Below are 14,529 nucleotides of genomic sequence, written 5' to 3' on the forward strand. Positions count from 1 at the left end.
ATCAGCCTTCGCGAAGAATGAAGAGGGTGGGTTGGTCCGGACTCGGTCGTTGAATGCCGCCCACCAGATAGTTGATTTTGTCTTGTGCCAGCAGGGTGTTCAGCCGTTGCCGTCCGGTTTCGTCGAGTGTCATCAGCGCTGCCGAGCTGGTCAGTTCGGAACCCGGTCGGGTGTATCGCGGGATGAAGTCGGAGGAGACGAGCGGGAGCTTCAGTACGAAAAGCGAGTCCAGTCCTTCCCGACGGAAAACCAGCGAGTTTTCCAGCAGCAGGGGATCTGGCGGACTGACCGTGTAGCCGCTCTTGACCAGAATTTTGTAGAAGAGCTTTTGCAAGCTCGCAGCCCCCGGTTCAGCCGTATATTCATTCCATTGCTGCGAAAATTTCTGCGGATCAATATCGACTCGCTGCAGGCTTGGCCCGCTTGTCGGGGGCAGTACGATCCCTCCCCCGAAAGTGCCGTCATCGATGATGGGCTGGATCGGCAGCAACATCAGCGGATCTGCGAGCTGTCGGTGGGCGGGGATGGTCCTGTTTTCCCAGTAACGGAACGTCTGGCTCAGTGCCTGCAATCCCTCACCATTGATCACTTCGGCGCCACGTGACGCGCTGAACATGGCCTTGGCCACGGCCCTGGCGGATTGCCCGGACAAGTACTCGAAGGTATCGGCGACGTATTGCGTCAGCGGTTTTTCGAATGGCAGGTGATCGTCTGCAACGACCCACCGGTTGTCCGGGGCACGGGCTGCCCAGCGCGGTTGCAGCGTGCGATTGTCTACGAGCATCTGTTCGAAAGCTTCGAAGCGTTCCGGGTTGAAGCGCGGGTGCTTGATGCAGACAATGGGAGTATTGGAGCGAACGATCTGCGACACGATCGGGTAGTGCAGCCCATCTACTTCAACCGATTGACCGCTGGTGGGTTTTGTCGGTTGACCCCAGCTTCGCCATGGCTTGCTGGACAGATCCAGTGGTTGCTGGATGGTTGTCGACGCCTCATCTTCGTTCAGTCGCGGGCGCTTGCTCGGACCGGCTTGCTCGTCCGGCTCGTCGACATGCGGGCGACGTGCCGCGATGGCTTGGCGTTTTTGCCACAGATTCGTGCCATGGATCCGCTCGACTTGAAAACCGGATGGCGTCAACTCGCTGGCCGAGGTCAGTTGATAGCGGCCGTCAGGGTGTTGATGAACCATGGCAGTGCCTTCGCGCATGTCGACATAGGTTCGTTCACGACCGTCACGGCGAATGCCTTGCGGTGAGTCTGCTGCCGGGGTCAGCCTGAGGGCCAGATGAACGGGAATGAACACGGGTGATGTCGGCCTCGCCGAGGCGTCAGGTGCAATGACTGACCCGTGTGGATGCTGGCGGGTCAGCATCTCGCTGACCTCGACCGAGGGCTGTTTGCCCCCGCCATGGTCTGCCGTGTGTTGCGATGAATGTCCGGCGAACGTCAGCTCGACGCTTGGCAAATGCGTGCCGGGGCGAATGTTCGAAACGTGATCGACATTGACAGGAGGCGTGTCTGTCAAGGACCTGGGAGGCGACGAACTCGCGGGAGGAATCTGCTTGGGTGGCTTGGCCATTTGAAGTGCTCCGATGTACGACTGATTCAGCGGTGTAAAGCCATGGAGTGGTGCTGGCTAAAGGGGGCTGAATGATCGTCAAAGCAGGCTTCTGGCGTGTGGTACATATATCAATTGGCGCAAGCGACTGATGCAAAGCGTTTCCAGCGGAGTCCGTGACTCCCGAGGGCGTCAGTTGTAGTGCGATTGTCCGGATAAAAGCCAGGCGAGGTGTTTCGCCTGTTCCAGTTTTGCCGGGTAATCCAGCGAGAGATCGCCCATCAGCCTGACGCAATGTTCGCGCAGGACTCTCAAGGCGTGGTCGCCCAGCGGGGGAGAGTAAGCGAGGCCGATCTGTGCCACTTCTTCGAACAGTTTCAGTTGGTGGGTGCAGTGGTTGGTTGTCTGCAGATCCTGGCGGTCAATGGTGCGGGACTTGTCTGTGTCGAGCATCCATTTGCGCTGTGTCAGGTGATACCGCAGTGCACCGAGGCTGCCATCTTTCATGACCATGTTGCGTACAAGTATGTGGTCTTCCGGATGTTGCTTCAGCCCGGCAGGCAAGGAGGTCGAAACATCGGTTGCCGGTACCAGGAACCGTGCGTCTATCGCTTCGATATAGACCGCCTCGAAAATCAGATCGACCGCCCAGACAATGCCCTGCGCGGTTATCACGCGAACCTGGTCGATCAGGTCGCCCGTGTTCTGGTATTGCGGCAGATAGATGATCGTCTGCCCGATCTGCAACTGGTTGTCGATGAGCCTGATCTCCACCTCGCCCAGGCTGGAGGCGTCGAATTCCCAAGTCGAGGAAAAGGCCAGTTGCTGGCTCGCGGTCGCCAATGCGCCTGGCGTGGAAATGCGCAACGACATGCCGGGGTTGAGGTGGACGAGGTACTTCGAACCTTCACCGGTGAGGCTTTCCACGGCAGTCTGTTGCGCAGCCGGTTTGAGCATGACGCACTTCTCCCCGCTACCTAGCGCATGTGTCTGGTTGTCGAGCGGTTGCAGGTATTGATGCGTTCCCGCTCTGGGGGAAAGTGGCAGAGGCACGTTGCTGGTCCAATGCATCGGGCCGCTTATTTCAAACGTGTCGTTCAAAAAATGACTGTCGGTGACAGGGGGTTGGATAAGTCGATAAGACGCGCCGTCGTTCATGATCAGAATGAACGAGTGGTTGGTTGCCAGCTCGGGGGCCTTCAACCGGGGCTTGAGATCGCGCATGCCGGACACGGTCGAAGAGGCAAGATTTTTGATCGATAGCTGTTTGCTGCCGAAATGCAGGGTCAGCCCGCATTCCTTGTACATTATGTAGTTGAAATGAGTTCCGCGCATGAGGTCGGCGTTGTAATAAGCCTCGACGTGAGTCAGTTCTGTGCTGGCACAATCGATGTGCAGCGTAGTGACCCCTGTATTACCGGGCGTTGTTACCTGGAAAACCGTCTGGATATTGTTGCGTGACAGCCAGTAGCTCGAACTTCTGTCGTTGGGGACGGTGAGCTGCTTATCAAACACAATGACCGGAAGCTGGCGTGTTCCCTGTCGCAGGATCACCACTTCCACATCGACCGCTAGCGGCGTTTCTATGCTGGCTGGAAGTTCCGGCACGAGATGAAATCCATCTTTGCTGATGAAGGTCAGTTTTCCATTCTGTAGCAATCGTTTGTCCCCGGTTTGCTGGTAGACATTCTTGATCCGGACAATTTTCTTGCTGGTATCGTCGAATTCGAATCCTGACGTGATGACCAGTTCCCGTTTTTCAATCTTCCAGCTTTCGATCAGCTCGCAGCGCCAGTCCAGCGCAATGATGCTTTCATCTGCGCCGTCTTCAATAATCGATACCATGCCGGGGACGTGAGCGATTGCGTAGGCATCCTTGCCTTTGCCGCCATTGGCCGATACGTAACTGCCGAGTAAATAAATCTGGTCCTCGCCGGGGCCTGCATCAATCTCGTCGCGACCACGGGACTTGATGATGTTCGGACCGTCACTACCGATGACTTCATTGGTTGCACCGGCCAGCGTCTCGACGTTTTCGATACTTTGCAGATGACTGTGCAGCCTGTAGGCCTGCTCTTTTGGAGTGAGCGGCTTGACCAGCAGCGACATCTCGCCCTTATGCAAATCAACTCGGAATCCGTAACGATCTTCGTTGGTTTGCGGAAAGTGCCCCGCCAGTTTCAGCGTGTCGTTACCTGCATCACCTTGCAGTTCGGAAATCAGTGTTTCTTGCGTGCCGGTTTTCAGCAGGTCGGCAGCGCCCTCGAAGATGAACTCGTCGGCTTTCTCGCCACCGTTCAGGGATTTATGGCCGGCACCGTAATAGAACCTGTTCGGTTTTTTCTTTACCCCCAGAATCGTGTCGTTACCGCCACCGATAAACCATAGGATGTCTTTGTCGTCGGCAGAAGTTCCAAACACTGCCCCGGGTGTGTCTTGGGTGACGCCTGCATGTGCGTCGATGTTGTCGTTGTTATCGCTGATTCGTGGACGCTTGATGGTTTTGTACTTCGGGTTTTCCGGGGTCCACTCATAAGTCGCGACCTGGAGTGATTCGACTTCCACCCGGAAACTGCCATTGATGATGGCTTCGGTCTGATCCTTGAGTGTTTCGTCCAGCAACTTGCGGGCGGTGGTTTGAAGTTGTTGTGAATGTCGGGCAGCCGATCTGGCAATGAGGTGACGATCTTCAATGCTTTCATCCGGGCTGATGCCCCAGAAAGCGAACCAGCCGGTACGCAGACGCTCTTCGGTGGTCAGCGTGATGTAATCGTCAATGTCATCGACTACATTGATTGCCGCCCAGACTCGCGATCCCGCGACCAGCAGCAAACCCGCGACCAGCCCGATCGGGCCGGCCGAGGAAAATCCGGCCAGGGCCGCGGCGCCGAGCAGCACGGTCATGGTCGCGCTGGTGACGCTCAGCCCGGCATTCACATAATTATTGATCGACTCTTTCCCGGTTGTCCTGGCTGCCGCTTTGAAACCATCCACTGCAGAAATGACATCGAACGGCAGCGTCAGGGCACCGCCGATCAAGCCACCGCCGCGACCCAACTTGAGGGCGAAACTGGTTTTGGCAAATCCCTTGTAGGCACTCTCGCTGGCTTTGAGCATTTGTGTGGCTTTGCGGGCGACGGCCAGATCGATCGCTATCGAAGCGACATCGGCGGTGAACGCCGAGCTGTTGAACACAATGCCATACGAATCCTTGTCTCTGATCGCATCCTGCAGACCGCGAAGACCACTGTAGATACCGAACGCCTGAAGTCCGATACCGGTGCTGGCCATGGTTCGGCTGCTTGAGCGTTTGACCCAGTTGGGAAGTGGCTCCTCGATATGGGCATGGCGGATATTGAGTCTCTGCGCCGAGTTCAGAAGTTGTTTCAGCTTGGCCTGATAAGCACCTGGATCGGTTTGAGTATCGAGTGGATCAATCAACAAGGGAGGTGCCGTGAGAGGGCGTCGGCTGGCCATTTCGAAGAGCAGGGCCGGCAGTAAATAGTCGTCTGCGCCGGTCGTTGTTTTCATCCGCGCTTCAATGGCGACCGGGTCAAATTGCAGGGCGTTGATAAAGCGCTTTCCTGGGGTACGGAAAAACGTGTTCTTGCCATCCAGGGGGTGCCCGTCGACCGTTGCGCCCAATGTGTCCAGCGCTCTGCGGCTAATGGAGTATTCGCCTATCTGCAGCGGGCCGAAGACTTGGTCCACGGTTTTAAGCTGCGCTCTTTTGTTTTTGAGCGCAGGAGAGGGCGGGCGGGAATTGTCGTCGTCATAGTCGATCGTTGAAGGTTGCCGTTCATTGGCGACAAGTTGCATGTCGGCAATGTCTGCGTCGTTATATTCGATCGAGGACGGGTGAATAAGCGTGGCCATTTGAACATCCTTGTTCTGAGATGAGGTTGTGCTGCGCCGTCATCTTAGGAAAAGGGTTCAAACGAAGTACATCGGCGGGGTGTTGCGGTGTGTTGCGTTTTGGAAGCGGAAGTTGCTGCCAGTTTCGATGCAGGACGTGAGTGTCGAAACTGGCAGTCAGATTCAAATCATCTGAGACTCAAAACATTGTCTGCAAGTATCAGTGCCCGCTGAGCAGCGATGCGGCACCGGCACCGCCGAACAATCCGGCGCTGATGCGGTTGAACCAGCTCTGACCCTTGCCGCTGCGCAGGTAACGCGCTGCACCATGGGCACCGAGGCCGTAGGTCAATTTGCACAGCAGATCGAGCAGCGTCCAGGTGGCGATCATCACCAGCAGTTGCGGCAGGAACGGTTGTTCGGCGCTGAGGAACTGCGGCAGAAACGCGGCGAAAAACAAAATGTCTTTCGGATTGCTTGCGCCCAGCACGAAGGCCCGGCTGAACAATGCACGGAACTTCGGAACCGGTGCAGCCTGAGGTACTTCGGCACCCACCGACGGCTGGCGCGATTGCTGCCAGCTCTGCCAGGCGAGGTAGAACAGGTAGATCGCGCCGACGATCTTCAGGGCGCTGAACAGTTTTTCGGACGCCAGCAGCAGGGCGCCCAGCCCCAGCGCCGAGGCACTGAGCAGGCAGATCGAGGCGAACACACCACCGAGAAACGCCGGGTACGAACGACGCAGACCGTAATTCAGACTGTTGCTGATCATCAGCAACGACAGTGGCCCCGGAATCAGGATCACCACCAGCGCAGCGCCGCTGAACAGCAGCCAGGTTTCCAGACTCATCACTTGCTCCTTTTTATCGTTATCAAGAATGTGCAAAAGCCCCACCCGGTGGGGTGAGGCTGTTTTGAAGCGTGAACCGCGCAGCGCTTACAGGAAGATGAACTTGGCGATGAAGATCGCGCAGAGCACCCACAGGCTGACAGAGATCTCTTTGTATTTACCGGTGCCGGCCTTCAGCGCGACATAGGTAATGAAGCCCAGCGCGATACCGTCGGCGACCGAGAAGGTCAGCGGCATCATGATCGCGGTGACGATCGCCGGAATACTGTCGGTCGCTTCGTCCCATTCGATGTGCGCCATGCCGCCCATCATCAGCATCGCTACGTAAATCAGCGCGCCGGCGGTGGCATAGGCGGGAATCATGCCGGCCAGCGGTGCAAAGAACATCGCGGCTATAAATAGCACACCCACGGTGACTGCGGTAAGACCAGTCCGACCACCAGCCGCTACACCGGCGGCACTTTCCACGTAACTGGTGACCGGTGGAACGCCGACTACTGCGCCGAAAACGCTGGAGGCGGAGTCGGCTTTCATGGCGCGGGACAGGTTTTCGATGCGGCCGTCAGCGTTCACCAGGTTGGCGCGCTGGGCGACGCCCATCAGGGTGCCGGCGGTGTCGAACATGTGCACGAAGAGGAAGGCCAGCACCACGCTGATCATGCTGACGTTGAACACGCCGGCGACGTTCATGGCCATGAAGGTCGGCGCCAGGCTTGGCGGGGCGGACATGATGCCCTCGTAGTGCACCAGACCAATGCCCCAGCCGGCCAGGGTCACGGTGATGATGCTGATGAGGATCGCGCCGAACACTTTGTGGTAGCTGAGGATCGCGATCATCAGGAAGCAAATGGCGGCGAGCAGTGGGCCGGGTTCACGCAGCGAGCCGAGTTTGATCAGGGTGGCCGGGCTATCGACGACGATGCCGGCGGTTTTCAGGCCGATCAGCCCGAGGAACAGACCCACGCCGGCGCCCATCGCATAGCGCAGGCTGACCGGAATGCTGTTGAGCAGCCATTCGCGAATCCGCGAAAAGGTCAGGATCATGAACAGCACACCCGAGACGAACACCGCACCGAGCGCGGTTTCCCAGTTGTAGCCCATGGTGCCGACCACGGTGTAGGTGAAGAACGCGTTGAGGCCCATGCCCGGCGCCAGGCCCACTGGCCAGTTAGCGTAGAGGCCCATCAGCAGGCAGCCCAGCGCGGCGGCGATACAGGTGGCAACGAAGGCTGCACCGTGATCGATCCCGGCATCGGCCATGATGTTCGGGTTGACGAAAATGATGTAAGCCATGGTGATGAAGGTTGTCAGACCGGCAATCAGCTCGGTCTTCACCGTGGTGCCATGCAAGCTGAGTTTGAAGATGCGCTCCAGCAGGCCATTGCGTAACGGCGGCGAGAGTTCCAGCGTCGATGCTTCGGATTTGCGGCTTTCCACAGCGAGTACTCCTCAAGAGTTTTATTGTTATTTCCAGGACCGGACCCATGAGGGGTGGCAGCGGCCCTTTGAGGCATACGCGAATTTGTTGACCATGCGGTCAGGAACTCGCACGCTGTGGATTATGCTTTTGTGTACAAATAAAGCAAATATTGTTTTTGGTTTTGTAGACGAAAAGACTGGTGATCGAGCTATATCACTCGGTTGGGCGGTTGGTTCCCAGCGCCAGATTCACCGCCAGCCAGCCGTTGACCGCCGTTTCGCCGGCTTCGGCAAAGACGCGTTCAAGCAATTTCACCTGTTCCCGACGCAGAGCCTGTTCAAATTTCGCGCCTTCAGCAGTCAGCTCCAGCAGGCGTTTACGCTTGTCAGTCTCGGACGCCACGCTGTCCACGAGATGCATTTCCTGCAATTGCCGCAACGGCATGTTCAGCGCTTGCTTGCTGACGCCGAGCAGCGCGAGCAATTCCTTGACGCTCAGGTTCGGGTAGCGGGCGATGAAAAACACGATGCGTTGATGCACGCGGGACAAGCCGCGACGCTCGAGCATTTCATCGGCCTTGGCGGTGAACGCCTGGTAACCGAAGAAAAACGCTTCCATGGCTTGTTGCTGGCTGGCGCAGTTTTTAAGGTCAAGCATATTGACGTTTCCAGAGAGGGTGTCGTAATTTCAGTCAACAAGTTTGACTCATTTTTCCCATGCCTCGCTAGCGGTGACTTCCATGGCTTTTTCCGAACGTGTCTCGCGCCTCAAAAGTTCTCTGATCCGTGAAATCCTTGCCGCGGCTCAGCGCCCGGAGGTCATGTCATTCGCCGGTGGTTTACCGGCCGAAGCGATGCTGCCGAAAGTTGAATGGGCTGAGATGCCGCTGTCTCTCGGCCAGTACGGCATGAGTGAAGGCGAGCCGGCACTGCGCGAAGCGCTGGCGGCAGAGGCGAGGGCGCTGGGTTTGCCGTGTGAGGCGAGTCAGGTGCTGGTGGTCAGTGGCTCCCAGCAAACCCTCGATCTGGCGGCCAAGCTGTACATCGACAAGGGCACCGAAATCCTGCTCGAAGCGCCGACCTATCTGGCGGCCTTGCAGATTTTCCAACTGTTCGGCGCCGATTGCCTGACCGTGCCGCTGGAGGCTGACGGTCCGAACCTTGCGCAATTGCGTCAGCGCCTGGAGCAGCATCGTCCGGCGTTCATCTATTTGATTCCGACCTTCCAGAACCCGTCCGCCGTGCGCTACAGCGAAGCCAAGCGCGAAGCCGTTGCGGCATTGCTCGACGAATTCGGCGTGACCCTGATCGAAGATGAGCCTTATCGCGAGCTGACCTTCGACGGCGGCAGTGCCCAGCCGATTGCCGGACGCCTGAAAAAATCCAGCTGGATCTACACCGGCACCGTGTCGAAAACCCTGCTGCCAGGTCTGCGCGTCGGCTATCTGATCGCCAGCCCGGATCTGTTTCCGCATCTGCTCAAGCTCAAACAATCGGCGGATCTGCACACCAACCGCATTGGTCAGTGGCAGGCGTTGCAGTGGATCGGCAGTGAGAAATATCAGCAGCACTTGAGTGAATTGCGTGGCTTCTACCGTCAGCGTCGCGATGCATTTCAATCAGCGCTGGAAACTCACTTCGGCGATCTGGCGGACTGGAACACACCCCAGGGCGGGCTGTTTTTCTGGCTGACCCTGAAGCAACCGCTGGACACCCGCACCTTGCTGAACACCGCGCTGGCCAATGATGTGGCGTTCATGCCGGGCGAACCGTTCTTCCCCGAGCCGGATCGCAACCCCGGCCATCTTCGCCTGAACTTCAGCCACATCGATCCGGCACGACTCGATGAAGGGCTCAAGCGTCTGGCGGCGGTGGTGCGCCAGGCACAGGCCGCGCAGGCGGCATGAAAAAACCGGCCATCATGCCGGTTTTTTTGGATCAGACTGCGGCGAACCGCTTGTTCAGATATTCGATGATCGTGTTGGACTCATACATCCAGGTGGTCTGGCCGTTCTCTTCGATGCGCAGGCACGGCACCTTGATCTTGCCGCCCTGTTCCAGCAGGGTCTGGCGATCCTGCTCGTTGTTTTTCGCATCCTTCAGGGCCACCGGAACGTTCAGGCGGCGCAGGCTGCGGCGGGTCTTCACGCAGAACGGGCAGGCGTGGAACTGATACAGGGTCAGGTCCTTTGCGGCGGCATCAACCTGAGCCTGGGCAGCGGCGGGGCGCTGTTTCTTGCCCGGGCGGGTGAGGAAATCAACGAAGATGATCAGTTGGCCGAGGCCGACACGAAGCGCTTTGACGAACACGTTACAAGCCTCACAGGGACATTGAAGAAGGCGCGCAGCTTACCCGATTTTTCACGGACGAAAAAAACCGGCGATCAACGCCGGTTTTTTTGTGTCACGCATTACTTGATCAGGCTGAGAAACTCGCTGCGGGTCGCCGCGTTTTCGCGGAACTCACCGAGCATCACCGAAGTGATCATCGACGAATTCTGTTTCTCGACACCGCGCATCATCATGCACATGTGCTTGGCCTCGATCACCACGGCAACGCCCAGCGCGCCGGTGACCTGCTGGACCGCATCGGCGATCTGGCGGCTGAGGTTTTCCTGGATCTGCAGGCGGCGGGCGTACATGTCGACGATCCGCGCGACCTTCGACAGGCCCAGCACTTTGCCGCTCGGGATGTACGCGACGTGGGCCTTGCCGATGAACGGCAGCAGGTGGTGTTCGCACAACGAGTAGAGCTCGATGTCCTTGACCAGCACCATTTCGCTGTTGTCGGAGCTGAACAGGGCACCGTTGGTGACCTCTTCGAGCGTCTGTTCATAACCGCGGCAGAGGTACTGCATGGCTTTGGCGGCACGCTTTGGCGTGTCGAGCAGGCCCTCGCGGGAGACGTCCTCGCCCAATTGGCCGAGAATCGCGGTGTAATTCTGTTCCAGGGACATGAAACTACCTGTGGGGATTTTCGCAAAGGGCAAGGGTACGGTGGCGGACACGACCCTGCAAGTTCGGTGTGACGGGATTATTCGTCGCGGCCTTCCATCATGGTGCGTTTGAGCATCACATACACGGCGCCGGCACCGCCATGTTTCGCCTGGCACGAGCAGAAACCGAGTACTTGCGCATGCTGGCGCAGCCAGGTGTTGACGTGGCTTTTGATCATCGGCCGCTTGCCGTCCAGACGCACGGCCTTGCCGTGGGTGACGCGCACGCAGCGGATTTCGAATCTGGTCGCTTCGGCGAGAAAGGCCCAAAGGGTTTCGCGGGCCTTTTCGACGCTCATGCCGTGCAGGTCGAGGCTGCCTTCAAACGGGATCTGCCCGATCTTGAGCTTGCGCATCTGGCTTTCCTGCACCCCGTCGCGGGCCCACATCAGCTCGTCTTCGGGACCGACGTCGATCACGAACTGATCGGACAGTCCGTCAACGGTAGGGGTGTCGGTGCGCACGGTGGCGGACTGGCGCAGCTTGGCGATCCGGTCACGGTCTGCCTTGGGTTTGCCGGTGTCGGCGCGGTCGTGCTTGATCGGCTTGACGCCTTGGATCGCACTTTTGAACAGGGAAAAATCGTCGTCTTGCATGTCAGCCTCCGCGAAGGGCGGCCAGTTTACCCAAACAGACACAAAACGGCCCGGCAAAAAGCCAGGCCGTCGATCAATCGTGTTTTTTCATCAGGTGCGGGGACATGTTCAATTCCCGCGATTGCCGTGCGCGACGCCGGCAACGACGCCACAGGGCCACACCGAAATACAGGAACAGCAGGCCGACCGCGAGAATGATCGCCGAGCCGAGCGGTGTTGCATTCAGATCGCCGAGCGCCGGCGGGCGCCCCAGCAGGCTGGCGGCCCCGGCCATCGCCAGCAGCACGCCGAACGTGGCCAGAATGGCCGCGATCGCCGCGCCGAATCGAAATCGCCAGTTGCTTTGGCCTTTGGGCCGCAAGCGGCGTGCGTCAAATCCATCGGATAACTTCATTCCGACCTTCCTCAATGGGTATCGGCCCTTCGACCGGGAGTTGACCGGGTTGTTCCTGAGGCTAGGGTAATTGAAGCAAATGCGAGGTTTTTGCAGATGAGCGGCGGGCTGAGCCGCTCATTTACGGTCGATCAGATCAGGTCCTGAGTCAGCGCGAGGGTGGCGAAGTTGTCGGCCATGATCGCCATTTCCGCTTCCTGTACCTGTTCGGCGCTGAGTACGCGGCCCTTGAACGGCAGATCGCGGGTGGCGCAGGCGTCTTCGACCAGGGTGCAGCGGAAACCCAGGTTCTTCGCCGCGCGCACGGTGGTACTGACGCTGGAGTGGCTCATGAAACCGCAGACGATCAGGTCCAGCGAGCCGATGGTTTGCAGACGATCGTAGAGTTCGGTGCCGTGGAAGGCGCTCGGCAGCAGTTTGCCGATGATGGTTTCATCGCCCTGGGGTTCCAGGCCGGGGATGAACTCGCCGCGTTCGCCCTGCGGGTCGAACAGACCGCCGACGGTGCCGAGGTGGCGCACATGCACGATCGGTCGGCCGGCTGCGCGGGCGGCGGCAACCAGTTGTTTGATGTTCGCGACAGCCGCGTCCATGCCGCTCAGGGCCAGCGGGCCGCTGAGGTACTCTTTCTGGGCATCGATGATGACCACGGTGGCATGGCTCAACGTGGCCGCTGCGTAACCGCGACCGCTGAGTTGAAACATCGTTTTTGGAACGGACATTCTGGGGCTCCTTCGGGTGGGGCTTTTGCGACATTGTCCTCTGGCTGAGCGGTTCTGTGAATCGCTACCATCGTAGACACCGTCGTTGCTGGCCTGCAGCCTTGTCAAGTTACACGATCTGTTCAATAGTCGAGGGGAAAATCGGAAGCGTCCTACCGTCGCCCCGGAATCTTTCCTGCGTCGTCGCGGCGCGTTTTGGCTGCTAGAATCGCCAGTCGTTTTTTCTGGAGTTCTGCCCCGTGATCACTTCCCGACTTCGTACCCTGCGCGACCACATCCGTTGGGCCGTCAGCCGCTTCCATGGGGAGGATCTGTTTTTCGGCCATGGCACCGACAATGCCTGGGACGAAGCCCGGCAGCTAGTGCTCGGTGCCTTGCACCTGCCATGGGAAATCGCCGACAGCTATCTGGATTGCGCGCTGGAGGACGATGAGCTGGTCAATCTTCAGCGCCTGCTCAAACGCCGCATCGAAGAGCGCATTCCGACCGCTTACCTGCTGGGCGAGGCATGGTTCTGCGGCATGTCGTTCATCGTCGATGAGCGCGTGCTGATCCCGCGTTCGCCGATTGGCGAGCTGATCGAAAACCGTTTTGCCCCATGGATCGGCGACGAACCCGCGCGCATTCTCGATCTGTGCACCGGCTCCGGCTGCATCGGCATCGCCTGCGCCTACGAGTTCCAGAACGCCGAAGTGGTGCTGGCGGATCTGTCGTTCGAAGCGCTGGAAGTGGCGAACCAGAACATCGAGCGTCATGGCGTCGATGAGCGTGTGTTCACCGTGCAGGGCGATGGTTTCGACGGCCTGCCGGGTCAACGTTTCGACCTGATCGTGTCGAACCCGCCCTACGTCGATGCGGAAGATTTCGCCGACATGCCGGACGAATACCAGCACGAGCCGGAACTGGGCCTGGCCTGCGGCGATGACGGTTTGAACCTGGTGCGCCGGATGCTCGCCGAAGCGGCGGATCATCTGACCGAGAAGGGTTTGCTGATTGTCGAGGTGGGCAACAGCCAGGTCCACGTCGAGGCGCTGTACCCGGAAGTCGATTTCGCCTGGCTGGAGTTCGAGCGCGGCGGGCATGGCGTGTTCATGCTGACCGCCGAACAGTGCCGCGCCCATCAGGCACTGTTCGCTTCCCGCGTCTGACTGACGTCGATCGTTCCCACGTCGAGGCGTCGAACCGTCTGCGTGGGAATGCAGCCCGGGACGCTCCGCGTCCCATCCGAGTCAAACGCGGAGTGTAGGAAAGATCAGTCAGCGGTGCGTTGCAATCCAGATCAGCAACCCGGCCTGAAACACCGCAAACGCCACCAGGCAAGTAATGGTGAAACGCAAACCGGCGTCTTCACGCTTGAACTTGCTGACCTTGTCTTCCTGCTTCTTCAGCTTCACTTCCTGTTCGGCCAGATTCTGCTCGGCCTGCTGCAACATCTGCGCAGCTTCAAGAATTTCGACGATCTGCAGCTTTTCGCTGTTCCAGTCACCCAGCAGGTCGCCGACCTTCACTTCTTTGACGCTACCCTTCAAATGCTGGGCGTCGGCGTAAACCACATCAAAGCCGTGCACCCGCAAAAAGTGATCGCGGCGCAGGCGAGTGTCCTCGTTCAGCGCGTCCTTGTTGTTCAAGTCCATGCCGTCGACGGTGTAGGTGGGCCAGCGTTTTTTTGCCCAGTTGATGCCCTGGGCAGCCATGAAACGGCCGATGCCACGGTTCATCGGTTCGATCTGCAAACCGCTGTCCGGGCCGAAATGCACGCGTTTGGTCGTATGGTCGACCCACACGTCCAGGTGATTCTGCTCTTTGCGCACGCGCTGAGCGGGCAACTTGATCGCCATGCGCATCAGACTGTGTTCTTTGCCGTTGCGCTCGGCGTAACCGAATTCAACGAAGCGCAGCGGCCGCCCGCCGGTGTTGCGGTCGGTCTGCAACGGCGCCAGGCGGAGCATCTTGTGGTGCTCGACGTGGACATCCGCCCATGGCAGCTCGACCGCTGGCGGTGCGTCTTTTTCAGCGGTGGTGTCGGGTGAAGTCTGGGTATCAGTCATAACGGCGAGATCCTGTCCAAGCTGCTTGCCGCCAGCCAGTACGCTGGCGACAAAGGCTTATCGGCCGTTTTTCAAAGTCCTAGAGGGTAAA

General features: G+C 58.8%; 13 protein-coding genes. 2 read left to right on the top strand and 11 right to left on the bottom strand.

Annotated elements, in window-relative coordinates:
* Position 1: 1 nt before the first annotated feature.
* The 5 genes from ABFB52_RS09790 to ABFB52_RS09810 form a co-directional block, all read right to left on the bottom strand.
* Complete coding sequence (locus ABFB52_RS09790) at positions 2 to 1,579, bottom strand: hypothetical protein (RefSeq protein WP_129973343.1); 1,578 nt, start codon at positions 1,577 to 1,579, stop codon at positions 2 to 4.
* A gap of 171 nt (positions 1,580 to 1,750) precedes the next feature.
* Positions 1,751 to 5,434 (bottom strand): calcium-binding protein, encoded by a 3,684-nt coding sequence (locus ABFB52_RS09795; protein WP_129973344.1) that lies wholly within the window; start codon positions 5,432 to 5,434, stop codon positions 1,751 to 1,753.
* Positions 5,435 to 5,633: 199 nt separating this feature from the next.
* Entirely contained in the window at positions 5,634 to 6,263 is a 630-nt protein-coding gene (locus tag ABFB52_RS09800) for a LysE family translocator (protein ID WP_007960020.1), read from the bottom strand.
* Between the two features lie 87 nt (positions 6,264 to 6,350).
* Positions 6,351 to 7,700 (bottom strand): NCS2 family permease, encoded by a 1,350-nt coding sequence (locus ABFB52_RS09805; RefSeq protein WP_007960018.1) that lies wholly within the window; start codon positions 7,698 to 7,700, stop codon positions 6,351 to 6,353.
* 196 nt (positions 7,701 to 7,896) lie between these two features.
* A complete protein-coding gene (locus tag ABFB52_RS09810; RefSeq protein ID WP_102688274.1) occupies positions 7,897 to 8,340 on the bottom strand; it encodes a MarR family transcriptional regulator in 444 nt (147 codons plus the stop codon).
* A gap of 82 nt (positions 8,341 to 8,422) precedes the next feature.
* Here ABFB52_RS09810 and ABFB52_RS09815 point away from each other — a divergent pair, with 82 nt between their 5' ends.
* Positions 8,423 to 9,589 carry a PLP-dependent aminotransferase family protein gene (locus tag ABFB52_RS09815; protein WP_085748498.1) on the top strand — a complete coding sequence of 389 codons (1,167 nt, stop codon included), beginning with the start codon at positions 8,423 to 8,425 and terminating at the stop codon, positions 9,587 to 9,589.
* A gap of 31 nt (positions 9,590 to 9,620) precedes the next feature.
* On the opposite strand, the gene ABFB52_RS09820 is transcribed toward ABFB52_RS09815, so the two are convergent.
* The 5 genes from ABFB52_RS09820 to ABFB52_RS09840 all read right to left on the bottom strand — a co-directional run bounded on the left by ABFB52_RS09820 (position 9,621) and on the right by ABFB52_RS09840 (position 12,390).
* On the bottom strand, positions 9,621 to 9,992 hold the full coding sequence (locus ABFB52_RS09820) for a glutathione S-transferase N-terminal domain-containing protein (RefSeq protein ID WP_007960011.1): 372 nt from the start codon (positions 9,990 to 9,992) through the stop codon (positions 9,621 to 9,623).
* A gap of 101 nt (positions 9,993 to 10,093) precedes the next feature.
* On the bottom strand, positions 10,094 to 10,639 hold the full coding sequence (gene folE / locus ABFB52_RS09825; protein WP_003204506.1) for a GTP cyclohydrolase I FolE: 546 nt from the start codon (positions 10,637 to 10,639) through the stop codon (positions 10,094 to 10,096).
* Between the two features lie 77 nt (positions 10,640 to 10,716).
* Positions 10,717 to 11,274: a Smr/MutS family protein gene (locus tag ABFB52_RS09830; RefSeq protein ID WP_129973345.1), complete on the bottom strand. Its 558-nt coding sequence runs from the start codon at positions 11,272 to 11,274 to the stop codon at positions 10,717 to 10,719.
* Positions 11,275 to 11,347: 73 nt separating this feature from the next.
* On the bottom strand, positions 11,348 to 11,668 hold the full coding sequence (locus ABFB52_RS09835; protein ID WP_007960009.1) for a hypothetical protein: 321 nt from the start codon (positions 11,666 to 11,668) through the stop codon (positions 11,348 to 11,350).
* A 131-nt stretch (positions 11,669 to 11,799) separates the two neighbouring features.
* Complete coding sequence (locus tag ABFB52_RS09840; RefSeq protein ID WP_011333204.1) at positions 11,800 to 12,390, bottom strand: cysteine hydrolase family protein; 591 nt, start codon at positions 12,388 to 12,390, stop codon at positions 11,800 to 11,802.
* A 239-nt stretch (positions 12,391 to 12,629) separates the two neighbouring features.
* Between ABFB52_RS09840 and prmB the strand changes: the two genes are divergently transcribed.
* The gene (gene prmB / locus ABFB52_RS09845) at positions 12,630 to 13,538 is read left to right on the top strand and encodes a 50S ribosomal protein L3 N(5)-glutamine methyltransferase (RefSeq protein ID WP_007960007.1); all 909 of its coding nucleotides are present in this window, start codon (positions 12,630 to 12,632) and stop codon (positions 13,536 to 13,538) included.
* 108 nt (positions 13,539 to 13,646) lie between these two features.
* Here the strand turns inward: prmB and ABFB52_RS09850 are convergent, their stop codons facing one another.
* A complete protein-coding gene (locus ABFB52_RS09850; RefSeq protein ID WP_085649374.1) occupies positions 13,647 to 14,438 on the bottom strand; it encodes a hypothetical protein in 792 nt (263 codons plus the stop codon).
* Between the last annotated feature and the right edge of the window lie 91 nt (positions 14,439 to 14,529).

Origin of the sequence: Pseudomonas sp. 9.2(2024), assembly GCF_039695385.1 — a bacterium.
Taxonomy (GTDB): domain Bacteria; phylum Pseudomonadota; class Gammaproteobacteria; order Pseudomonadales; family Pseudomonadaceae; genus Aquipseudomonas; species Aquipseudomonas paraglycinae.